A 20339-nucleotide genomic window follows, 5' to 3' on the forward strand; every position below is an offset into this window, starting at 1 on the left:
AATGCGCCGCCATGGAACTCCTAAGCACATTGATCGATTTCATTGTCCACGTTGACCGCCATCTGGCGACCTTTGTGGGTTTGTATGGCAACTGGATCTACGGCCTGCTGTTTTTGATAATTTTTGTCGAAACCGGCCTGGTCGTGATGCCCTTGCTGCCGGGCGACTCGTTGCTGTTCGTCGTCGGCGCGATGTGCGGCACCGGCCTGCTGAGTCTGCCCATCGCGATGGCGGTGCTGCTCACGGCGGCCATCGCCGGCAACCAGACCAATTACACGATAGGGCGATATTTCGGCCCCAAGGTGTTTCAATGGGAGCAGTCGCGCTTTTTCAACCGTGAGGCCTTCAACAAGGCGCATGAGTTTTATGAGCGGCGCGGCGGGGTCGCCTTGATCATCGCCCGCTTTATGCCTTTCGCGCGCACATTCGCACCTTTTGTGGCCGGCGTGGCGCAGATGACGCGGCGTAAGTTCACCTTCTATGACGTGACCGGCGCCTTGCTCTGGATCGGAAGCGTGACGCTGGCCGGCTATGCCTTTGGCAATGTGCCGGCGGTGAAAAACAATCTGGAAAAAATCATCTGGGCCCTGATCATCATCCCCGGCATCGTCATCATCATCGGTGGCATGCGCAAGAAGAAAAAACGCCCCGCCTAATTTGATCACTGGTCAGGTCAATGCCCGGTGCCTGGCCAGCGGCGGGTTCTTGGCGAAGTAACGCGCAATACCGGTGGCAAGTGCCTCGACCAATTCAGTCTGATAGGCCGGGTCGCGCAGCTTCGCTTCTTCTTCCGGATTGGAGATAAAGGCCGTTTCAACCAGGATGGACGGCACATCCGGCGCCTTCAGCACGGCAAAGCCGGCCTGCTCGACTCGGCGCTTGTGCAGATTGCCGACCCGGCCAATCTGGCCCAGCACCTCAGACCCTAGCTTGAGGCTGTCCTTGATCTGCGCGGTGGTGCTCATGTCCAACATCGCCTTGAGCACACCGGCGTCTTTGACCGCGCCTGCATTCACGCCGCCGACCAGATCGGCCGCGTTTTCCTTGTTGGCCATCCATTTGGCGGCCTGACTGCTGGCCGCGCCCTCGCTGAGCACGAACACCGAAGCGCCGCGCGCCTGCGGCGTGAAGAAGGCGTCGGCGTGCAAAGACACGAACAAGTCCGCCTGCACCCGCCGCGCCTTGTTGACCCGCTCATGCAGCGGCACAAAGAAGTCGGCGTCGCGGGTCATCATCACGCGGATATTCGGGTTGCTATTGAGCCGCTCACGCAGCTTCAGCCCGACCGCCAGCACCACATCCTTTTCGCGCAGGCCCGACGGCCCGGTGGCGCCCGGATCTTCACCGCCATGGCCGGGGTCGATCGCGATCACGATCAGGCGGTCTAGGCGGGCTTGACTGAAGCCAGGCAGAGGATCGGATTTGGCGCCGGCAGCCGAGGCGCCGGGGAAGGGCGGCGCCGGCACCGGCGTTTGCACGACGAGTGGCGGCGGCACCGGGGGCAGTGCCGTGGTGGCAGGCTTGTCGATGCGGCCGATCAATTCGCCCAGCGCGTCTTGTACCGATTGAGCCGCCGCTTGCTCGGCCTGCTCTTTCTCGCGAATCAAGGCCAGCAAGGGATCGGTGGCCTCCTTGGGGTAGAGGTCAAACACCAAGCGATGCTGATAAGCCGCTACCGGCGCCAGGGTGAAGATCTGCGGCGCGACCGGCTGCTTCAAATCAAACACCAAGCGCACCACACGCGGTGTGTTCTGGCCGACCCGCACGCCGCCGATGAACGGATCATCGGCGCGCACCTTGCCCAGCAATTCGCGCAGGCCGGCGTTCAGCTCCAGGCCCTCGATGTCGATCACCAAACGGTCCGGGTTCTCGACCAAAAAATGCTTGGCCTGCAGCGGCTTGTCGGACTCCAGCGTGACACGGCTGTAATCACTGGCCGGCCAGACACGCACCGCGATGATGCTGCTGAAACTGCCCGCTGCCAGCGCCGGTGCGGGCAAGCGCAGCCCCACGACCAGCGCACCCATGGCCCGCAGCGCGGCACGCCTGGCGCTCACGGTGCCGACCTCAAAAACTTCAGCATCTGCACGCCCCAAGCCGTGCCGGCCAGCAGGCGCACGCTGCGGCTGTCATCGACCAGCACCTCAAGCCAAATTTGCAGATCGGCCGGCGGCAGCACACCGGCAGCTTTCTCGGGCCATTCACTGAGTTTCAATCCGGGCGCGGCAAAGATGTCACGAAAACCGGCATCCTCCCATTCGCGCGGGTCGTTGAAGCGATAGAAATCAAAGTGACTAACTTCACCGACACTCGGCGCTGTGCTGCTCAAGTCGTAACTCTCCATCACCGCGTAACTGGGGCTTTTGATGCGACCCTGCACACCCAGGGCCCGCAGCAGGTGGCGCACCAAGCTGGTTTTGCCGGCGCCGAGCTGGCCATGCAACTCAATGCTGGCATTGACCGGGCTGTCGCAGGCGGCCAAACCCACAGCGAATGAGCGGGCAAAAGCCTCACAAGCGGCCTCATCGGGCCAGAGCATTGCCTGAGTTTCTAGAATGCGCAAATGACGCAAGCTCCACAGAAGTTGAATGTTGGTATGGACGCAAAATCCTTGGCCGGGCTGCTGGAGCAACTGCGCGGCTGGGCGCTTGAGTTGGGATTCTCCCAGATCGGCGTGGCCGATATTGATTTGAGCTCGGCCGAGCCCGGTTTGTTGGCTTGGCTGGAGGCCGGCTTTCATGGCCAGATGCACTATATGCAGGCGCATGGGCTCAAGCGCGCCCGGCCTGCCGAGCTGGTGCCGGGCACGGTGCGGGTGCTGACGGCAAGGATGAACTATTTGCCGCGCAACACGTCGCCCGATTGGCAGGCTATCGAGTGGGCGGGGCTTGCCGACCCGCAGCGTGCGCAGTTGTCGATCTATGCCCGAGGGCGCGACTATCACAAGGTCTTGCGCAACCGCTTGCAGCAGTTGGCAACCAAGCTGGCCGGTGTGATCGGCCCCTTCGGCCACCGCGCGTTCACCGATTCGGCGCCGGTGCTGGAGGTCGAGCTGGCAACACGTTCTGGTCTGGGCTGGCGCGGTAAGCACACGTTGACACTGCACCGCGAGGCCGGTTCGATGTTTTTCCTGGGCGAGATCTATGTCGATTTGCCCTTGCCGCTGAGCCAAGCCATGACAGCCCACTGCGGCCAATGCATGGCTTGCATCGACGTCTGTCCGACCCAGGCCATCGTGGCACCTTACCGGGTCGATGCGCGGCGCTGCATTTCCTATCTGACGATTGAACACGCAGGCGCGATCCCGCTGGAGTTGCGGCACCTGATCGGCAACCGCATCTACGGTTGCGATGACTGTCAACTCGTCTGCCCTTGGAATAAGTTCGCCCAAAAAGCCTTGCTGCCGGACTTCGATGCCCGCGCGGCCATACAGGCGCCGGGGCTGCTGCAACTCTGGGCCTGGGACGAGGATGAGTTTTTGCGCCGCACCGAGGGCTCGGCCATTCGCCGCATCGGCTATGAGCGCTGGCGGCGAAATTTGGCCGTGGCGATGGGCAATGCCTTGCATGCGCAAGAGCTTGGCGAGATGCGTGCGGCCTTGCTGCAGGCCCGCGCCGGCGCCAGCGACTTGGTGATCGAACATATCGACTGGGCCTTGGCCGCTTGAGCCATGGCCATGTTGTGGCATGCTTCGTGCCGTTAGCGAAGCGCAGCGAAAACCTCAACTGGAGTCAAGAATGAATCGTCGCAATTGGGTGTCGGGTACAAGTATCTTGGTTTTGAGTCTGGCTGGCCTGCAGCCAGCTTTGGCGCAGACCTATCCCAACAAGCCGGTGCGCCTGGTGGTGCCTTTTGCGCCGGGCGGCACGACCGATATCGTCGCCCGGGTGGTGGCGGAAAAGCTTAATCTGGCCCTGGGTCAGACCGTGGTGGTCGAAAACAAGGCCGGTGGCGGCGGCACGATCGGTGCTGGTGAAACCGTCAAGGCCGCACCCGATGGCTACTCCTTGGGCATGGCCACAGTGTCGACCACGGCCGCCAACCCGGCCATCAATCCCAAGATCGCCTACAACCCCATCACCGATTTCACGCCCATCATCAATGTGGCGGCCACACCCAATGTGATTGCCGTCCACCCCTCGTTTCCGGCGCGGGACTACAAGGGCTTTCTGGCCGAGCTGAAGGCCAATCCGGGCAAGTACAGCTTCTCCAGCAGCGGCACCGGCGGCATTGGCCATCTGCAAATGGAGTTGTACAAGAGCTTGGCCGGGGTGTTCGTCACCCATATTCCTTATCGCGGTGCCGGACCGGCGCTGAACGACACGGTGGCCGGCCAGGTGCCGATGATTTTTGATAACCTGCCCTCGGCCTTGCCCTTCATCAAGGACGGCCGCTTGATCGCCATTGTCGTGGCCGCGCCTCAGCGCCTGAGTCAGTTGCCCAATGTGCCGACCTTCAAGGAGATCGGTCTGGAGCCCGTCAACCGCATGGCTTATTACGGCATCTACGGCCCCAAGGGACTGTCCAAAGAGGTGGTCGATAAGGTGCACGGCGCGGTCAAGAAGACGCTGGAATTGCCGGACGTGAAAAAGCGCATCGAAGACACGGGCTCCATCATTGTGGCCAATACGCCCGAGCAGTTCGCGGCTCAGATCAAGGCCGAGTTCGAGGTCTATAAATCGGTGGTGGCCCAGCAAAAGCTCAAGTTGGAGTGATGCCGGCCCCCACGGCTTCCTTCCAAGGCGCTGCCAGCCAGCAAGCGATCAATGCCTTTATTGAAGCGCTGTGGCTGGAAGACGGCCTGGCCGCCAATACCCTGGAGGCCTACCGGCGCGATCTGGGCTTGTTGGCTGATTGGTTGCTGGCCCGGCCGGATAGTCCTGCGCTGACGCTGGATCAATGCCAGGAGGCAGACCTGTTGGCCTATGCGAGCGCCCGCCATGCGGGCAGTCGCGCCACCAGTTCGAACCGGCGTCTGAGCGTGTTCAAGCGCTACTTTCGCTGGGCGCTGCGAGAGCAGCGAATTCAAGCCGACCCGACGCTGCGCCTCCAAAACGCCCGCCAGGCACTGCGTGTGCCCAAGCTTTTGAGTCAGCAGCAGGTCGAAATGCTCTTGGCCGCGCCAGACACCGCGACCGCACTCGGTTTGCGTGACCGCGCGATGCTGGAGTTGATGTATGCCAGCGGCCTGCGGGTGACCGAGTTGGTGACGCTCAAGAGCGTGCATGTCGGCTTCAAGGAAGCGGCGCTGCGCATCACCGGCAAGGGCTCCAAGGAACGACTGGTACCTTTTGGCGAGGAGGCACATGGCTGGCTGATGCGCTACTTGCAGGAGGCCAGGGCCAATTTGCTCAAGGGCCTGCGCTGCGACGAGTTGTTCATCACCGTGCGGGGTGCCGGCATGACGAGGCAGATGTTCTGGACGCTGGTGAAGAAATACGCGCTGGCGGCCGGCATCACCAGCCCTTTGTCACCGCACACCCTGCGTCATGCTTTCGCGACGCACCTGCTCAACCACGGCGCCGACCTCCGCGCGGTGCAATTGCTTCTGGGTCACGCCGACTTGTCGACCACGCAGATCTACACCCATGTGGCGCGCGAGCGGCTCAAACTCATTCACGCCCAGCACCATCCGCGCGGCTAAGTCGGCTCGCTCGAAGCCCGCACCGGCAGCGGCGAGGGCGGTTTGATCTCCTCCAGGCAGATCATCGAACGCACATCATCGACACCCTTGATCTGCATCAGCCGGTCGGTCAGGAACTGGGACAGCGATTTCAGATCTTGTGCGACCACCTTGAGCAGATAGTCGCAGTCGCCCGAGACCGTGTGGCATTCGAGGATTTCCGGGAAGTCGCGGATCAGGGTCTCGACCTCGCGCACGCGGTCAAAGGCCTCGCCGGCGATATTCAGGCTGACATAGGCCGTCACGCCCAGGCCCAGCGTCTGCGGTGCCACCAAGGCACGGTAGCCGCGCAGCACCCCGCGCTCTTCCAGCGACTTGACGCGGCGAAAACATTGCGGGGCCGACAAATGAATTTGCGCCGCCAACTCCACATTGGAGGCGCGCCCGTCGCGTTGCAGCACTTCAATGATCTTGCGGTCGATCGCGTCGAGCTTTTCTGTTGTCATGGCGGTCGTGATTGTTTTTCTTGAACTGGAGGTTTTTGGCCAGAGGATAGCCGGCCGGGCAGCTGCCGGCGGCGACAATCAAGCCATGGACCATAGCTTTCTCTCCGCCTTCATCCTGCTCTTGCTGGTTTTAGACCCGCTCGGCAGCCTGCCCATCTTCGTTTCCATCATGCGGGAGGTGCCCAAAGAGCGCCGTGCCAGGGTGGCTGGACGCGAGGTTGGCATTGCCGCCATCGCACTGCTGGCCTTTATGTTCTTTGGCGACGTGTTCCTGCAGGTGATGCATTTGTCGGAGCGCTCGCTGGAAGTGGCTGGCGGGGTGATTCTTTTGATCATCGCGATCAAGATGATTTTCGGCGCTGCTGGCGAGTCGGCCTACGGGCTGGAGCCGGGCAAGGAACCCTTTATTTTCCCGCTCGCCGTGCCGCTGCTGGCGGGGCCGTCGGCGATGGCGACCGTCTTGCTGCTGGCTTCGCGCCAGCCCGATCGGATCTGGGACTGGATCGGTGCGCTGTGTGCGGCGATGTGGGTGTCGGGTCTGACCTTGCTGATGGCCGACCGTATCCGTCGCTTGCTTGGTGACTCTGTCATCTCGGCGATCGAGAAGTTGATGGGCCTGGTGCTGACCGCCATCGCGGTGGAGATGGTACTGGCGGGGCTGAAGCGCTACTTTGTGGGCGGCCTCTAGGTTGGCGCTCACGGCAGCGCCACGAATCCCGCGATGTGAAATCATGCTTGCGCATCGTGAATTGAAGTCATGCTGCGCTGCCGCATTTTTTCTCATCATGGGAAAAGTCTTTTCACAATCAGAAATATTGTTCGTAACATATTGATTTATAAGGTTTAAGTTTTTAGTCTTATATAAGACATAAGTCTCCCGCTGCGGCCCGAAGAGGACTAAATTTAGATCCAGCAAGACGCTTTTTTCTTCCCTTAGCCAAGCAGGAGTAACTTATGACGAACTTGACCCGTGACCAGCAAATTGCCGCTCTCGAAAAAGACTGGGCCGAAAACCCACGTTGGAAGGGCATCACCCGTGGCTATAGCGCCGCCGACGTCGTGCGTCTGCGCGGTTCCTTGCAAGTCGAGCACACGCTGGCCAAGCGCGGCGCCGACAAGCTCTGGGGCCTGATCAACACCGAGCCTTTCGTGAATTCGCTGGGCGCCTTGACCGGCAACCAGGCGATGCAACAGGTCAAGGCCGGCCTGAAGGCAATCTATCTGTCCGGCTGGCAAGTCGCCGGTGACGCCAACAGCAATGGCGAGATGTACCCGGACCAGTCCCTGTATTCGGTCGACTCGGTGCCCAAGGTCGTCAAGAAGATCAATGCCACCTTCGCCCGTGCCGACCAGATCCAGTGGTCCGAAGGCAAGAACGACATCGACTACTTCGCGCCCATCGTGGCCGATGCCGAAGCCGGTTTTGGTGGTGTGCTGAACGCGTTCGAATTGATGAAGGCGATGATCGAAGCGGGCGCCGCCGGCGTTCACTTTGAAGACCAATTGGCTGCGGCCAAGAAATGCGGCCATATGGGCGGCAAGGTCTTGGTGCCGACACGTGAAGCCGTCTCCAAGCTGGTCGCAGCCCGCCTGGCCGCCGACGTGATGGGCACGCCTACCGTGTTGCTGGCCCGCACCGACGCCGAAGCCGGCGACCTGGTCACCAGCGACATCGATGACAACGACAAGCCTTTCTGCACCGGCGAGCGCACCGTCGAAGGCTTCTACCGCACCAACAACGGCATCGAGCAGGCGATCAGCCGCGGTCTGGCCTACGCACCCTATGCCGACATGATCTGGTGCGAAACCGGCAAGCCCGACCTGGCATTCGCCAAGCAGTTTGCCGACGCCATCCATGCCAAGTTCCCCGGCAAGCTCTTGGCCTACAACTGCTCGCCCTCGTTCAACTGGAAGAAGAACCTGGACGACGCAACGATCGCCAAGTTCCAGCGCGAGTTGGGTGCGATGGGCTACAAGTTCCAGTTCATCACGCTGGCCGGCTTCCACAGCCTGAACCACTCGATGTTCGAGTTGGCCTATGGCTATGCACGCAACAATATGAGCGCTTTCGTCGAGTTGCAGGAGAAGGAATTCGCCGCCGCCGAGCGTGGCTTCACGGCGGTCAAGCACCAGCGCGAGGTCGGTACCGGCTACTTCGATGCGGTCACCACGACGATCGAGCGTGATGCCTCAACTGCGGCCTTGAAGGGTTCGACCGAAGATGAACAGTTCTTCGATGCCAAGCATGGCTGATCGCCACTCGGCTTGAAGTAAAAAAAATACCCGGCACTGCCGGGTATTTTTTCTTGCACGGGGAATTTTTTCAGGCCTGGATCTGGCGACGCCGGGCCATGAAGCCGACAAGTCCCAGTCCAAGCGCCATCAATGCATAGCTTTCTGGTTCAGGCACGGCGGAAGGAATCACCGTGCCGGCACCGCTGATCGAATTGGCATAGCTGCCGAAATCGCTCAGATCAAAGCCGGTAGTCACGACGAAATAATGCGTGCCGGTCACCAGAGCACTGGTGAAACCGGATTTGCCGAAAGAGCCAGGCGTGAAGTCATCATTGCCGATCACGCCGTTGCTTAGCGCATTGGCTGGATTGAAGCTGTCCTTGTAAAGAAAGAGGAAGTTATCCCAGCCCGGGGTCGTACTTAAAAAATCGTAGGAGCCGGCGGTGTCAACCTGGAACTCAAAAGTTTGGTAGGCGACGGCAGTACCTACCGCTGACAAAATGCTCAAACCTTGTACCGCACGGTGATAAGTTGGCGCACCCGTGGTGTCGCCGCTGTAGTTATAGGTCGCTGCCTGAGCACCGCCGAGCAAAGCAAAAGCGGCGGCCGCCGTAGCGGTCTTGAGAAGCTGCACGCGAAAGTTCATTGGGTCTCCCAGAATGCGTCGAGGCGCTAGTCGATATTGATGGCGCCGCCGCAATCGCAATCTACCCCAGTAACTTGCTACTTACGCAGTAGCCCCCACGAGCTAGGGGCAGGACTTTCCCGCGCACATTGCATGAGCGCAAGGCCAACTGTGTCGTTTCGAAGCAAAAGTCACAATGACGCGTGCAGCATCTCAAGATAGTCGGTGGCACTGGCTTCGCGGGGGTTGGTCTTGTTGCAATGGTCAAGCAGCGCTGCCTGGATCACCAGGTCGAAAATCTGTACATCAACGCCCATGGCGCTCAAGCCCGCAGGCAAACCGAGGCGGGCGTTCATCTCGCGCACGGCCTGTGCCAAGGCCATGCCGTCGGCTATGCCCGTACCTATGCCCATGGCCTGCGCCATGCGCTGCATGCGTTGCTCGCGCTGGACCCCCGGCGCACTGGCGTTGAACTGGATGACCGCCGGCAAAAAGACGGCGTTCAATGTACCGTGATGCAAGCGCGGGTCGGCCGCGCCCAGCGCATGACTGAGCGAATGCACGCAACCCAGGCCTTTTTGAAAGGCCAGTGCACCTTGCATGCTGCAACTCATCATCTGCCAGCGGGCTTCCCGGTCTTGCCCGGTCCGCGTGGCGCGCTCGATATGGGCCCAGCCGCGCCGCAGGCCGTCCAGCGCGATGCCGTCGGCCGGCGGGTTGATGGCATCCGACATAAAGGTTTCCATGCAATGCGCGATCGCGTCCATGCCGGTGGCGGCAGTCAGGCCGGGCGGCAGGCTTAAGCTCAGCTCGGGGTCGCAGATGGCCGCTTTGGGCATCAAGACCCAGTTGTGAAAACCAAGCTTGCGGCCGTCGTCGACGATCAGAATTGCGCCGCGCGCCACCTCGCTGCCGGTGCCGGCGGTGGTCGGCACGGCGATCAAGGGCAGTACGGCGCCGGTGATATTGAGGCTGCCCCCTTCGATGGTGGCAAAGTTCTTCAGCGGCCCTTCGTGGGTCGCCGCGATCGCCACGCCCTTGGCCAAATCCATGCTGGAGCCGCCGCCAATCGCGATCAAGCCGTCGCAATGCCCTCGGTGGCATAACTGAACAGCCCAGCGCACGGCGGCTTCGGTCGGGTTGGCGGGCGTTTGGTCAAACACAGGCGGCGCATGTTCGCCCCACGGTGCCAAAGCGTGCGCGACGACGCCAGCTGCCCGTACGCCGGCATCGGTGATGACCAGTGGTCGGTGGATGCCGGCCTGTTCGCAGACCTGGGGCAACAGCGAAACAGCGCCGAAATCGAGCTGGATCTGGGTCAAGTATTGAATCAAGGCCATGGAACATCCTTCGGAGATGGGAAAATCGTCGACTAGCGCCTAGGCGCCTAGCCTAAACCCTGGAGTTCTGTTTGAGTAGCACCTTGTTGACACCGAAGATGGCGGGCGTTTTGAGCCGCATTCACCGCGCGAACCGGCCGGCCTTTCACAGCCTGACTCCCAAGCAAGCGCGGATTGGCTATTTGATGGGTGCCGAAATTCTGGACCTGCCGCGCGCAGCGCTGGCACGGGTTGAAAATTTGCAAGTGCCGGGTGCCGAGGGGCCGCTGGCTGCGCGCCTCTATGCACCGAGCGATGAGCGTCTACCCGTCCTGCTGTATCTGCATGGCGGCGGCTTCACGATTGGCAGCCTGGATACGCATGACAGCCTGTGCCGCCAGCTCGCGCTGCGCAGTGGCGCGGCCGTGCTGTCGCTCAATTACCGTTTGGCACCCGAGCATCGTTTCCCGGCCGCCGTGGATGATTGCTGGGCCGTGATGACTTGGCTGGCCAAGGCGGCCGACAGCTACGGGCTGGACGGCACGCGCATCGCCGTCGGCGGCGACAGTGCGGGCGGCACGCTGGCGGCCGTGTGTGCGCTGCATGCGCGCGACATCGGCCTCAAGCTTGCCCTGCAACTGCTGATCACGCCGGGCACGACGGCGCATGCCGACACTGCCTCGCACAAGCTGTTCGCGAATGGTTTTTTGCTTGATGCGGCCTCGATCGATTGGTTTTTCAACCACTACATCAGCCACCATCACAAGCGCGATTGGCGCTTCGCACCGCTGGAGGCCGAAGACCACAGTGAGTTGGCGCCCGCCTGCGTGGTGCTGGCCGAATGCGACCCGCTGGTCGATGAAGGTATTGCCTATGCTGACCTGTTGCGCGCCAATGGCGGCCAAGTGCAGCTGGAGTTGTACCGTGGCGTCACGCATGACTTCATCAAAATGGGGCGGGCTATTCCCGAAGCCTTGACCGCGTTGGCGGCCTGCGGCGAAGCGATCAAAGAGGCTTTTCAAGCATGACAATGAAGACCGAAAACGAGCCGAATTCCAAACGGCAGTTGGCTAAGTCGGTGCTGGCCGAAGTGCGTGTGGGCTCATGGGCGGAGCTGGGGGCTGAGGCCGGCGCGATCCGCCAAGCGGTGTTTGTCGAAGAGCAAAAGATCCCGGCCGAGATGGAGTGGGACGCGGCCGACGAAAGCTGCCTGCATGCTGTGGCCTTCAATCAACAGGGCGAGGCGCTGGCCACAGGCAGACTGCTGCCGCATGTGCCGGGGGTGGCCAAGATTGGCCGCATGGCGGTGTCGCAAGCCATGCGAGGCGGCGGCGTCGGGCGCGCGGTGTTGGACGCGCTGATGCGGGCAGCGCGCGCACAAGGTTATCGTGAGGTGCTGCTGCACGCGCAGATCTCGGCAGCGGGCTTTTATGCGCGCGCCGGCTTCACGCAACGCGGCGCCGTGTTCGAGGAGGCCGGCATTGGCCACGTGGAGATGGTCAGGACGCTTTGACCGCAGGCGCTTTTCGAGGGCGCTCAAGCCGGACGCAAAGGCAAGAAGCGCTCAATATGACGGGTGCCGCTGATGTAGGGCGCTAGCACGGCCGCCAGTCTTGCCTCGCTCTCTTGCGCCTGGGCGCCGCAGTGAATTTCCATCCAGGTTTGCTGGCCGGTCGACTCATGCTCGCGGCGCAGCAAGCGCGGGCCGCTCAGGCCAAGCCCGGCCTGATCGAAGGCCCGCAAGGCGGCCTCGGCCTGGGCCGCGTCTACGCTGTAATAGACATACAACTCAAGCAAGACTTCGGCGTTCACTGCGGTTCCGTCAGTTCGTAGGGCAGGGCGATAGGGCGCAACAGGGGACCGTCAGCTGAGCCCAGGTGCAAGCTGCCACTGGCGAGTGCAGCGATCTTGGTTTCGGCCAGCAGTAGCGCCTGTCCATCCTTGAAGGCCGCATTGGCAACCAATCCGGCCGGCTGGCCGGGGTCTTCGCTGTGGAAGATCTCTTGCCCGGGCAAGACTTCAATACCTAAACCCGCCTCGGTCTCGAACAAAAAGGTGCGGCGCTTGAGCGTGCCGCGGTACTGCATACGCGCCACCACTTCCTGGCCGGGGTAGCAGCCTTTTTGGAAGTTAACGCCGCCCAGCAACTCCAGATTGAGCATCTGCGGTACGAACTGCTCGTTGGTGGCGCTGAGCACCCAGGGCTGACCGCTGAGCAGTTCAAGCCACTGCCAGTCGGATTCGCTCAAAGCGGGCAGCGCAGGCGCGGCGGCCGCAAGGTCTTGCGCGAGCAGGAAGCGAGCTTGGCCTGCCAAGCCGGGCAGGCGAATCACCTTGGCCGAGCCGACATCGGTACTGGCCCAGCGCTGCGCCGGCGCCGCGTCCCCCAGCCACGCCTCGGCACTCGCGCCACTCAGGCCCCAGAGCGCAATCTCTGCGCTAGCGTCGCTGAGTTTGCATTTGGCGCGCATCACGAACATGGACAAGCGCTTCAAAATTGCCGGCAATTGCTCCGTCGGCAGGGCCAGCAGCACTTCGCTTTCGCTGGTTTTCCAGCCGATCAAGGTTGCCAGCAAGCGCCCCTTGGCCGAGCAAAAGCCGGCCAGGCGCGCCTCGTGCAGGCCCAGCAGGGCGAAGTCCTGGGTCAGTTGGCTATGCAAGAACTTGGCCGCTTCCTCGCCCTGGGCGCGGATCACGCCCCATTGCTTCAAACGAGCGGCGCCGTCAATGTTGTTGCTGAATGTAGTCATGGCGCGATTATCATCAGCGCCCGAATCAGGGCGTGGGCAAAAGGGTATTGGTGATGAAATTTTTAGGCAAATTGCTGGCAACCCTGTTTTTGCTTGTGGCACTGCTGGGTGGAGCGATTTTTTGGTGGCTACAGGCACCGCTGAGTTTGGCGGCACCTTCGGTCGAGTTGTCGGTCGAGGCCGGCGCCTCTCCGCGTGAGGTGGCGCTGGCCTGGGCCAATGCCGGCGTGCAGACCGATGCGCGCTTGCTGTACCAATGGTTTCGCTGGTCCGGCCAGGCACGCTTGATTCGCGCCGGCAGCTACGAGATTCACCAAGGTGCGACGCCGCGCGAGCTGCTGGCCAAAATGGTGCGCGGCGACGAGGTTCTGGAGCAGTTGCGCCTGATCGAGGGTTGGACTTTTGCTCAGGTTCGCGCTGCGCTGGCCAAGGCGCCGGCGCTCAAGCAAAGCACGGCCGGCCTGAGCGAAGCGCAAGTGATGGGTTTGCTGGGCGCGCCCGAGCAGGCGGCAGAAGGGCGTTTTTTCCCCGATACCTATGCCTATAGCCGGGGGGTGAGCGACTTGACGGTCTTGAAGCGCGCCCACAAAGCGATGCAAAGGCGCCTCGACGCCGCCTGGGCTGGGCGTAGCGAGGGCCTGCCTTTGAGGAACCCGGACGAAGCGCTGATCCTGGCCTCCATCGTGGAAAAAGAAACCGGCGCTGCCGCCGACCGAAGTCTGGTGGCCGCCGTCTTCATCAACCGCCTGCGTCTGGGCATGCCTTTGCAGACCGACCCGACGGTGATCTATGGCCTGGGTGCGGCCTTCGACGGCAATCTGCGCAAGCGCGATTTGCTGGCCGACACGCCCTTCAACACCTATACCCGTGGCGGTCTGCCGCCTACGCCGATTGCGATGCCGGGCAATGCCTCGCTGCTGGCCGCGCTGCATCCGGCGCGCAGCCGCGCGCTCTACTTTGTGGCCCGCGGCGACGGCTCCAGCGAGTTCAGTGAGGATTTGGCCGCGCATAATCGCGCGGTCAATAAATTCCAGCGCGGCAAATAGAGCAAATTAAACCAAGTGACAGCCAGATTCATTACCTTCGAAGGCATAGATGGGGCCGGCAAGTCGACCCATATTGCGGCGCTGACCGAGCGCTTGAGTGCGCGCGGCGCCGTCGTCGTCAACACCCGAGAGCCGGGTGGCACCGAGCTGGCCGAGACCCTGCGTGGGCTCTTTTTGCACAGCGGCATGGACAGCTTGACCGAGGCCTTGCTGGTGTTTGCGGGCCGGCGTGACCATTTGCAGCGGGTGATCGAGCCGGCCTTGGCCGCAGGCCAGACCGTCTTGTGTGATCGTTACACCGACGCCAGCTTTGCCTACCAGGGCGCCGGCCGGGGCATGGACCTGACCGTGCTGACGACGCTGGAGCAATGGGTGCAAAACGGGCGCCAGCCCGACCTGACGCTGTGGTTTGATCTGCCGGCCGAGATGGCAGCAACACGCCGTGCGGCCGCGCGCGAAGCCGATCGCTTCGAGCAGCAGGACCTGGACTTTTTCGAACGCGTGCGGGGCGGCTATGCCGCGCGTGCCGCGGCCGCGCCCCAGCGTTTTGCGCGTATCGACGCGAGCGGCTCGGTGGCCGAAGTGGCGGCGCAAATCTCTGCCGTGATGGAGGCGCGCGGGTGGTAGCCGGCCAACAACAGCAAGTGCTGCCATGGTTGCTGCAGCCCTTGAGTCAGGCGCTCGCGACGGCGCGCTCGCACGCCTTGCTGGTGCAGGGGCCGGCGGGTGTGGGTCAGTTCGATTTGGCGTTGCAGTTGGCGCAGGCTTGGCTGTGCGAGGCGCATCCGGCGGACTCAGCCGAGCGCCCCGGCCCGGCCTGCGGACACTGCGCGAGTTGCCTGCTATTTCAGTCGCATACGCATCCTGACTTCCAGTTGCTGCTGCCGGATGCTTTGCGTGAGACGCTGGGCTGGGCACAAGAAAGCGAGGCCGGCAAGGACGGTGAGCCTAAAGCCTCCAAAACCAAGCCCAGCCGCGAGATCAAGATCGATGCGGTGCGGGCGATGCTCGGCTTCACGCAGGTCACCTCAGCCCGCGGCCGCGCCAAGGTGGTGGTGGTTTATCCGGCCGAGGCCTTGAACAATGTGGCGGCCAATGCCTTGCTCAAGACGCTGGAGGAGCCCGGCGGTTTGCTGCGTTTTGTCTTGGCCAGCAACTCGCCCGAGGGCTTGCTGCCGACCATCCGCAGCCGCTGCCAACCCTTGCCGCTGGGCCTGCCGGCCCAGGCACCGGCGCTGCAATGGTTGAGCGAGCAGGGCGTTGACGGCGCGGAAGTGTTGCTGATGGCTGCCGGCGGTCGCCCGCAGGAAGCCAAGGATTGGTTTGAGGCCGGCCTTCGCGCGCAAGCTTGGCAGCAACTGCCCCAGCGCTTGGCGCGCGGCGAGGCGGCAGCCTTGGCCGACTGGCCCTTGCCGCGCGCCATCGACGCCTTGCAGCGCCTGTGCCATGACCTGCTGCGACGCAGCCATGGTGCGCCGCCCAGCTATTTCGCCGCCGAATGCCTGCCCTCGCCCAAGCTCTCGGCTCCGCTGCATGGCTGGGAGGCTGTTCTGCGCCGCGCTGCACGCCATGCCGAGCACCCTTTGAATGCCGGCCTGCTGATGGAGTCGCTGTTTGCTCAGGGTCGCCAAGCGCTGATGGAAGCAACGCCGCGCCGGGGATGAGGACGGCCGTTTTTCGACCGATGCCGATGCGGGGCTTTCGCTACACTTGGCCTCCATGAGTGATCAGCCTTCAAAACCCAGCGCCTCCGTGGCCAATACGGGTGTACCCGGTGTGGCGGTGCCGGCCACGGCAGGTGCCCGGCCCAGCGTGATTCAGTTGGCCTTCAAGGAGAAGGGTGCGCTCTATGCGGCCTATATGCCGGTGTTCCTGGATGGCGGCTTGTTTGTGCCGACGACGCGCGAATATCGCCTGGGTGAAGATGTTTACCTGCTGCTGGCCCTGCCCGATGACAATCAGCGTTATCCGGTGGCAGGCAAGATTGCCTGGTTGACGCCGGCCAACGCCTCCGGTGGCCGCACCCAAGGCATTGGTGTGCGGTTTCCCTCCGATGAAAAAAGCCGTTTGGTCAAACTCAAGATCGAAGAAATCCTGGGCACGCAAATTTCATCTTCAAAGCCGACCCAGACGATTTGATCAGCTATGTTCATTGATTCCCATTGCCATCTGAGCTTTCCCGAGTTGCATGCGCGATTGCCGGAAATTCTGGCCGAAATGGCCACCGCGCAAGTTGAGCAGGCGATTTGCATCTGCACCACGATGGAAGAATTCCCGCTCGTCCAAAGTCTTGCGCACCAATATCCGCAACTCTGGGCCACGGTTGGCGTTCATCCGGACAACGAGGATGTGCATGAACCCAGCGTTGAAGAATTGGTGGCGGGTGCGGCCGACCCCAAGGTGGTTGCGATCGGTGAAACCGGCCTCGACTATTACCGTCTGAACGGGCGCAGCATTGAGGGCGATATGGCGTGGCAGCGCGAGCGCTTTCGCACCCATATCCGTGCCGCCAGACTGGCCGCCAAGCCCTTGGTAATTCATACCCGCAGCAGCGCCGCCGACACCTTGCGCTTGCTGGACGAAGAGGGCGGTGAACAGGCCGGCGGCGTGTTCCATTGCTTCGCCGAAAGCGTCGAGGTGGCCTTGGCGGCCGTCGAGCGTGGCTATTACGTGTCCTTCTCCGGCATTCTGAGCTTCAAGAGCGCCCAGGACTTGCGCGATGTGGCTGCGGCGCTGCCCTTGGAGCGTTTGTTGATCGAAACCGACAGTCCCTATCTGGCGCCGGTGCCCTACCGCGGGCGCACCAACAGTCCCGCTTATGTACCCCATGTCGGCGCGGCCTTGGCGGCTGTCAAAGGCGTGTCGATTGAAGAGTTGGCGGCGCAAACCTCGGCCAATTGCCGGCGCCTGTTTGGTTTGAATTGACGAAGGGGAGTCATGAACGCAGGCTTAAAAAGCGCGCTGTTTGCGCTCAATCTCGCCCTGGCTGGGGCTTGTGTGGCCGCGCCCATTGATGACTTGGTGTTGGCGGCCGAGCTGAACGATGGCTACAACCTGAGTCGCTTGCTGCAGCGCGGTGTTGACCCTAACAAGCCCGATGCACGTGGCCGTTATGCGCTCGGTATTGCCTTGCGCGAGGACTCAGACAAAGCTTTCGATAGTTTGCTGGCCCATCCCCAATTGGATATCTTGACCGTCAATGCAAACGGTGAGTCCGCACTGATGCTGGCGGCCATCAGGGGCAAGTTGGACTGGGTCCAAAAGCTGGTTCAAAAGGGCGCGCCTATCAATACCCCCGGCTGGACGCCGCTGCATTACGCCTGCAGCGGGCCAGACAACGGCGTCGCGGCCTGGTTGCTGAGTCAGGGTGCGGAAATCAACGCGCGCTCACCCAATGGCAGTACGCCCTTGATGATGTCGGCACGCTATGGAGCGCTTGATCTGCCCGCGACCTTGTTGAAGGCTGGCGCCGACGTCAATGTGCGTAACGACCAAGGCCTCAGTGCCGCTGATTTTGCGGCCACCGCCGGGCGCGATGAATTGAAGGCCAAGCTCTCAAAGCTAATGGTTAAATCCGGCGGCTGAGGCTGGGTTTTTGGCCTTGCCACAGCAAGCGACTAGGAGTTTGCCTGACACGCTCATTGGTGCGCCCCCGACTATGCCGAATTGGCCTGGCTCCCTACAGTTACTTACATCTTGAAACGTAAGAACTAACGGAGCATCACCATGTTGAGCACCCAAATTGCAAGCGCCTTGTACAGCCCCTTCGCCATGCTGCTCAACCCGGAGGAGGTGGTGTCAGCGATGGAACATTCCGAGCTGCTCAATCGACTGCACAGCCAGGTATACCGCCCGCTGGACAAGCCACTGATCCCGAAGGGCAAGTTCGCTGCAGCAGACTTCGATCGCCAGATCGATGAGACACCCGATGACTTGGAACTGCTCGAACAGGTCATGTGAGGCGAGCAGTTCAGCCTTGACGCTTGGCGCGGGCGCGCGCCAATGCCGCTTCGATGACGGCGCGTTTGGCGTCCAAGGCGCTCGGCTCGGTGAGTTTGGACGCCGCAGCCAGATCGACCAGCTTGGCTTCGGCCTTGGCGACAAGGCGGGCGCTGTTTTCTTGCTCGGCGCGGGCAAGATGGAGCTGATGAAATCGATAGCGCTCGCGGGCGGCATCCGCTTGGTTGCCGCTCCAGGCGGCCCAGCCGCTGAGCTCGGGCTGGAGGCTCACCAGCGAAATGCAGTCGACCGGGCAGGCCGGCACGCATAACTCGCAACCGGTGCATTGCTCATTGACGACGACATGCATTTGCTTGGGCGCGCCCACAATGCAGTCCACCGGGCAAGCCTTGATGCACAAGGTGCAACCAATACACCAGGCTTCATCAATGAGCGCCAGTTTCAGTGGCCCCTCCAGGCCATGTTCTGCACTCAAAGGCAGGGCTGCGCGCCCGGTAATCGCCGCCAAGCGCTGTATGCCCTCGGCGCCGCCGGGTGGGCACTGGTTGATGCCGGCCTCACCTTGCGCGACCGCCACGGCATAGGCGTGGCAGTCGGCGTAGCCGCATCGGGTGCACTGCGTTTGCGGCAGCGCGGCGTCAATCTCCGCGATCAACCGCCGCAGGTTTGCCGGTGCTGATACTCGAACGGTCAAGTGCTTGATTTGCTTTTGGTCTTGCGAGCCGTTGCGGGGGCGGCAGTTGCGACGCGCGCAGAAGCCTTGGACGACGTGGAAGCGGTAGCTGCCACCGCAGCAGCAGGTGCGGGTGCAGGTGCAGATGCAGATGCAGTTGCAACGGCTGGAGCAGGAACTGCCGCCTTGCTTGGCTTCAGCGCATCGGCGCGGTCGTACTTGCTGATGAAAGCCTGTACTTCCGGGTAGACGTTGTCGCGCCAGCGGCGGCCCGAGAAGATGCCGTAATGCCCGGCGCCGACGGCGTCGTAATGGTATTGATGCTCGGTAGAAACGCCCGAGCAAAGCTCATGTGCGGCCCGCGTCTGGCCGGCACCGGAGATGTCGTCGCGCTCACCTTCAACCGTCAGCAAGGCGGTGCCCTTGATGTCCTGCGGCCGCACCAATTGCCCCTTGACATTCCAGGTGCCGTTGACCAGGGCGAAGTCCTGGAACACGGTCTTGATGGTGTCGAGGTAGTACTCGGCCGGCATGTCCAGCACGGCGTTGTACTCGTCATAGAACTGGCGGTGCGAATCGGCGCTTTCGTCATCGCCGCGCATCAGGTCGAGGAAGTAGTCGTAGTGCGAGCTCATATGCACATTGGGGTTCATCGCGACGAAGCCGGTGTGCTGCAAAAAGCCCGGGTAGACCGCACGACCCGAGCCGGGGAAGTTGGTCGGTACGCGGTAAATCACATTGTTTTCGAACCAGCTGTAGGGCTTGTTCATGGCCAGATTGTTGACCGCCGTCGGGCTCTTGCGCGCATCGATCGGGCCACCCATCATGGTCATGCTGCGCGGCGTTTGTTCGCCGCTGGAGGCCATCAGAGAAATGGCAGCCAGCACCGGCACGGTGGGCTGGCAGACCGAAATCACGTGGCAGTCCGGGCCGACCAAGCGGATGAATTCCTGCACATAGGCAATGTAGTCATCCAGATGGAAGGCGCCGACTTCCTTGGGCACCATGCGGGCATCGGTCCAATCGGTGATGAACACCTTGTGGTCTTTGAGCAGTTGGCGCACGGTGTCGCGCAGCAAGGTGCTGTGATGACCTGAAAGTGGCGCCACGACCAAGACCGTCGGCTGATCCTTCATCTTGGACAAGACCGCCAGATCGTCGGTGTAACGCTTGAAGCGCAGCAGGCGGCAAAAGGGCTTGGTCAGCGGCACCAACTCTTGCACCGCGACTTCGACGCCGTCCACGATCACACCGCGAATCCCGAATTCCGGCTTTTCATAATCCTTGGCCAGGCGGTGCATCAAGTCCAGACCGGCCGAAACGCGCTGCGACATCGGCGAATGCGAGAACGGCGACAGCGGGTGGTTATAGAGCTTGGCCGAGGCACTGGAGAACTCGGCGAACGGACTCATCAATGCGCGTTGAGTTTCGAAAAGCTGATACAGCATGGTGTGCCCTTGGGTTCGAGTAGAACGTTGGCGGTGGCCGACGTAAGCAGTGCAGGCGCAATATTGCCAGAAAATTGTGCGTTGCAGCATTTTAGGGCCTAAACCCTAAGTCCGTCGGACCACTGCACGCGTCGCTGAGCATCTTGATGCGCCT

The 20339-nt window shown here is 62.0% G+C and carries 24 protein-coding genes; 15 read left to right on the plus strand and 9 right to left on the minus strand.

The genetic code is table 11. The features are described from left to right. The first annotated feature begins 11 nt into the window (after positions 1 to 11). A complete protein-coding gene (locus LNV09_RS17075; RefSeq protein WP_263558278.1) occupies positions 12 to 656 on the plus strand; it encodes a DedA family protein in 645 nt (214 codons plus the stop codon). Between the two features lie 12 nt (positions 657 to 668). Here LNV09_RS17075 and LNV09_RS17080 read toward each other — a convergent pair whose 3' ends face one another. Continuing rightward, positions 669 to 2027, minus strand: coding sequence for an N-acetylmuramoyl-L-alanine amidase (locus LNV09_RS17080; RefSeq protein WP_263558381.1), 1359 nt, complete (start codon positions 2025 to 2027; stop codon positions 669 to 671). Positions 2028 to 2053: 26 nt separating this feature from the next. Next, on the minus strand, positions 2054 to 2539 hold the full coding sequence (gene tsaE, locus LNV09_RS17085; RefSeq protein ID WP_263558279.1) for a tRNA (adenosine(37)-N6)-threonylcarbamoyltransferase complex ATPase subunit type 1 TsaE: 486 nt from the start codon (positions 2537 to 2539) through the stop codon (positions 2054 to 2056). Between the two features lie 57 nt (positions 2540 to 2596). On the opposite strand from tsaE, the gene queG reads away from it, so the two are divergent. The 3 genes from queG (at position 2597) to xerD (ending at position 5644) form a co-directional block, all read left to right on the plus strand. Continuing rightward, complete coding sequence (queG, locus tag LNV09_RS17090) at positions 2597 to 3667, plus strand: tRNA epoxyqueuosine(34) reductase QueG (protein WP_263558280.1); 1071 nt, start codon at positions 2597 to 2599, stop codon at positions 3665 to 3667. 70 nt (positions 3668 to 3737) lie between these two features. Next, on the plus strand, positions 3738 to 4715 hold the full coding sequence (locus LNV09_RS17095; RefSeq protein ID WP_263558281.1) for a tripartite tricarboxylate transporter substrate binding protein BugE: 978 nt from the start codon (positions 3738 to 3740) through the stop codon (positions 4713 to 4715). Further along, positions 4715 to 5644: a site-specific tyrosine recombinase XerD gene (xerD, locus tag LNV09_RS17100; RefSeq protein WP_263558282.1), complete on the plus strand. Its 930-nt coding sequence runs from the start codon at positions 4715 to 4717 to the stop codon at positions 5642 to 5644. The genes LNV09_RS17095 and xerD overlap by 1 nt, the downstream gene beginning before the upstream one ends. Here the strand turns inward: xerD and LNV09_RS17105 are convergent. Beyond that, entirely contained in the window at positions 5641 to 6129 is a 489-nt protein-coding gene (locus tag LNV09_RS17105; protein WP_263558283.1) for an Lrp/AsnC family transcriptional regulator, read from the minus strand. The genes xerD and LNV09_RS17105 overlap by 4 nt on opposite strands. Positions 6130 to 6214: 85 nt before the next feature. Between LNV09_RS17105 and LNV09_RS17110 the strand changes: the two genes are divergently transcribed. Together LNV09_RS17110 and aceA are read left to right on the plus strand one after the other, a co-directional pair. Continuing rightward, a complete protein-coding gene (locus LNV09_RS17110) occupies positions 6215 to 6817 on the plus strand; it encodes a MarC family protein (protein ID WP_263558284.1) in 603 nt (200 codons plus the stop codon). Positions 6818 to 7083: 266 nt separating this feature from the next. Beyond that, positions 7084 to 8382 (plus strand): isocitrate lyase, encoded by a 1299-nt coding sequence (aceA, locus tag LNV09_RS17115; protein WP_411969308.1) that lies wholly within the window; start codon positions 7084 to 7086, stop codon positions 8380 to 8382. A 70-nt stretch (positions 8383 to 8452) separates the two neighbouring features. Here the strand turns inward: aceA and LNV09_RS17120 are convergent, their stop codons facing one another. Both LNV09_RS17120 and gbd read right to left on the minus strand, forming a co-directional pair. Then, positions 8453 to 9010, minus strand: coding sequence for an FxDxF family PEP-CTERM protein (locus LNV09_RS17120; protein ID WP_263558285.1), 558 nt, complete (start codon positions 9008 to 9010; stop codon positions 8453 to 8455). A gap of 170 nt (positions 9011 to 9180) precedes the next feature. Continuing rightward, positions 9181 to 10329 carry a 4-hydroxybutyrate dehydrogenase gene (gbd, locus tag LNV09_RS17125; RefSeq protein WP_263558286.1) on the minus strand — a complete coding sequence of 383 codons (1149 nt, stop codon included), beginning with the start codon at positions 10327 to 10329 and terminating at the stop codon, positions 9181 to 9183. Positions 10330 to 10427: 98 nt separating this feature from the next. Here gbd and LNV09_RS17130 point away from each other — a divergent pair, with 98 nt between their 5' ends. Further along, positions 10428 to 11336: an alpha/beta hydrolase gene (locus LNV09_RS17130; protein WP_263558383.1), complete on the plus strand. Its 909-nt coding sequence runs from the start codon at positions 10428 to 10430 to the stop codon at positions 11334 to 11336. Then, positions 11333 to 11821, plus strand: coding sequence for a GNAT family N-acetyltransferase (locus LNV09_RS17135; protein WP_318023303.1), 489 nt, complete (start codon positions 11333 to 11335; stop codon positions 11819 to 11821). Before LNV09_RS17130 ends, LNV09_RS17135 begins: the two co-directional genes overlap by 4 nt. Positions 11822 to 11844: 23 nt before the next feature. Here LNV09_RS17135 and LNV09_RS17140 read toward each other — a convergent pair whose 3' ends face one another. Continuing rightward, on the minus strand, positions 11845 to 12120 hold the full coding sequence (locus LNV09_RS17140; RefSeq protein ID WP_263558287.1) for a DUF4936 family protein: 276 nt from the start codon (positions 12118 to 12120) through the stop codon (positions 11845 to 11847). Beyond that, positions 12117 to 13058: a CAF17-like 4Fe-4S cluster assembly/insertion protein YgfZ gene (gene ygfZ / locus LNV09_RS17145; protein ID WP_263558288.1), complete on the minus strand. Its 942-nt coding sequence runs from the start codon at positions 13056 to 13058 to the stop codon at positions 12117 to 12119. Before ygfZ ends, LNV09_RS17140 begins: the two co-directional genes overlap by 4 nt. A gap of 53 nt (positions 13059 to 13111) precedes the next feature. Between ygfZ and mltG the strand changes: the two genes are divergently transcribed. The 7 genes from mltG (at position 13112) to LNV09_RS17180 (ending at position 18064) form a co-directional block, all read left to right on the plus strand. After that, a complete protein-coding gene (mltG, locus tag LNV09_RS17150; protein ID WP_263558289.1) occupies positions 13112 to 14104 on the plus strand; it encodes an endolytic transglycosylase MltG in 993 nt (330 codons plus the stop codon). 15 nt (positions 14105 to 14119) lie between these two features. Further along, the gene (gene tmk, locus LNV09_RS17155; protein WP_263558290.1) at positions 14120 to 14731 is read left to right on the plus strand and encodes a dTMP kinase; all 612 of its coding nucleotides are present in this window, start codon (positions 14120 to 14122) and stop codon (positions 14729 to 14731) included. Then, positions 14725 to 15768: a DNA polymerase III delta subunit-related protein gene (locus LNV09_RS17160; protein WP_263558291.1), complete on the plus strand. Its 1044-nt coding sequence runs from the start codon at positions 14725 to 14727 to the stop codon at positions 15766 to 15768. Before tmk ends, LNV09_RS17160 begins: the two co-directional genes overlap by 7 nt. 112 nt (positions 15769 to 15880) lie before the next feature. Further along, positions 15881 to 16243 (plus strand): PilZ domain-containing protein, encoded by a 363-nt coding sequence (locus LNV09_RS17165; protein WP_263558384.1) that lies wholly within the window; start codon positions 15881 to 15883, stop codon positions 16241 to 16243. A 6-nt stretch (positions 16244 to 16249) separates the two neighbouring features. Beyond that, positions 16250 to 17029, plus strand: coding sequence for a TatD family hydrolase (locus LNV09_RS17170; protein ID WP_263558292.1), 780 nt, complete (start codon positions 16250 to 16252; stop codon positions 17027 to 17029). A gap of 12 nt (positions 17030 to 17041) precedes the next feature. Then, a complete protein-coding gene (locus tag LNV09_RS17175; RefSeq protein ID WP_263558293.1) occupies positions 17042 to 17689 on the plus strand; it encodes an ankyrin repeat domain-containing protein in 648 nt (215 codons plus the stop codon). Positions 17690 to 17830: 141 nt separating this feature from the next. Continuing rightward, positions 17831 to 18064 carry a hypothetical protein gene (locus LNV09_RS17180; protein ID WP_263558294.1) on the plus strand — a complete coding sequence of 78 codons (234 nt, stop codon included), beginning with the start codon at positions 17831 to 17833 and terminating at the stop codon, positions 18062 to 18064. A 10-nt stretch (positions 18065 to 18074) separates the two neighbouring features. Here the strand turns inward: LNV09_RS17180 and rsxB are convergent, their stop codons facing one another. Continuing rightward, positions 18075 to 18728, minus strand: a complete 654-nt coding sequence (rsxB, locus tag LNV09_RS17185; protein ID WP_411969311.1) for an electron transport complex subunit RsxB — start codon at positions 18726 to 18728, stop codon at positions 18075 to 18077. Positions 18729 to 18754: 26 nt separating this feature from the next. After that, complete coding sequence (locus tag LNV09_RS17190; RefSeq protein ID WP_263558296.1) at positions 18755 to 20185, minus strand: polyhydroxyalkanoate depolymerase; 1431 nt, start codon at positions 20183 to 20185, stop codon at positions 18755 to 18757. Positions 20186 to 20339 lie beyond the last annotated feature (154 nt).

Source organism: Paucibacter sp. B2R-40, assembly GCF_025717555.1.
Lineage (GTDB): Bacteria > Pseudomonadota > Gammaproteobacteria > Burkholderiales > Burkholderiaceae_C > Paucibacter_A.

What these genes read in the sequence shown, in the direction of transcription:
- LNV09_RS17075 (WP_263558278.1), top strand. Translation starts at nt 12, where the DNA reads ATGGAACTCCTAAGCACATTGATCGATTTCATTGTCCACGTTGACCGC.
- LNV09_RS17080 (WP_263558381.1), bottom strand. Translation starts at nt 2,027, where the DNA reads ATGGGTGCGCTGGTCGTGGGGCTGCGCTTGCCCGCACCGGCGCTGGCA.
- tsaE (WP_263558279.1), bottom strand. Translation starts at nt 2,539, where the DNA reads ATGCTCTGGCCCGATGAGGCCGCTTGTGAGGCTTTTGCCCGCTCATTC.
- queG (WP_263558280.1), top strand. Translation starts at nt 2,597, where the DNA reads ATGGACGCAAAATCCTTGGCCGGGCTGCTGGAGCAACTGCGCGGCTGG.
- LNV09_RS17095 (WP_263558281.1), top strand. Translation starts at nt 3,738, where the DNA reads ATGAATCGTCGCAATTGGGTGTCGGGTACAAGTATCTTGGTTTTGAGT.
- xerD (WP_263558282.1), top strand. Translation starts at nt 4,715, where the DNA reads ATGCCGGCCCCCACGGCTTCCTTCCAAGGCGCTGCCAGCCAGCAAGCG.
- LNV09_RS17105 (WP_263558283.1), bottom strand. Translation starts at nt 6,129, where the DNA reads ATGACAACAGAAAAGCTCGACGCGATCGACCGCAAGATCATTGAAGTG.
- LNV09_RS17110 (WP_263558284.1), top strand. Translation starts at nt 6,215, where the DNA reads ATGGACCATAGCTTTCTCTCCGCCTTCATCCTGCTCTTGCTGGTTTTA.
- aceA (WP_411969308.1), top strand. Translation starts at nt 7,084, where the DNA reads ATGACGAACTTGACCCGTGACCAGCAAATTGCCGCTCTCGAAAAAGAC.
- LNV09_RS17120 (WP_263558285.1), bottom strand. Translation starts at nt 9,010, where the DNA reads ATGAACTTTCGCGTGCAGCTTCTCAAGACCGCTACGGCGGCCGCCGCT.
- gbd (WP_263558286.1), bottom strand. Translation starts at nt 10,329, where the DNA reads ATGGCCTTGATTCAATACTTGACCCAGATCCAGCTCGATTTCGGCGCT.
- LNV09_RS17130 (WP_263558383.1), top strand. Translation starts at nt 10,428, where the DNA reads ATGGCGGGCGTTTTGAGCCGCATTCACCGCGCGAACCGGCCGGCCTTT.
- LNV09_RS17135 (WP_318023303.1), top strand. Translation starts at nt 11,333, where the DNA reads ATGACAATGAAGACCGAAAACGAGCCGAATTCCAAACGGCAGTTGGCT.
- ygfZ (WP_263558288.1), bottom strand. Translation starts at nt 13,058, where the DNA reads ATGACTACATTCAGCAACAACATTGACGGCGCCGCTCGTTTGAAGCAA.
- mltG (WP_263558289.1), top strand. Translation starts at nt 13,112, where the DNA reads ATGAAATTTTTAGGCAAATTGCTGGCAACCCTGTTTTTGCTTGTGGCA.
- LNV09_RS17170 (WP_263558292.1), top strand. Translation starts at nt 16,250, where the DNA reads ATGTTCATTGATTCCCATTGCCATCTGAGCTTTCCCGAGTTGCATGCG.
- LNV09_RS17175 (WP_263558293.1), top strand. Translation starts at nt 17,042, where the DNA reads ATGAACGCAGGCTTAAAAAGCGCGCTGTTTGCGCTCAATCTCGCCCTG.
- LNV09_RS17180 (WP_263558294.1), top strand. Translation starts at nt 17,831, where the DNA reads ATGTTGAGCACCCAAATTGCAAGCGCCTTGTACAGCCCCTTCGCCATG.
- LNV09_RS17190 (WP_263558296.1), bottom strand. Translation starts at nt 20,185, where the DNA reads ATGCTGTATCAGCTTTTCGAAACTCAACGCGCATTGATGAGTCCGTTC.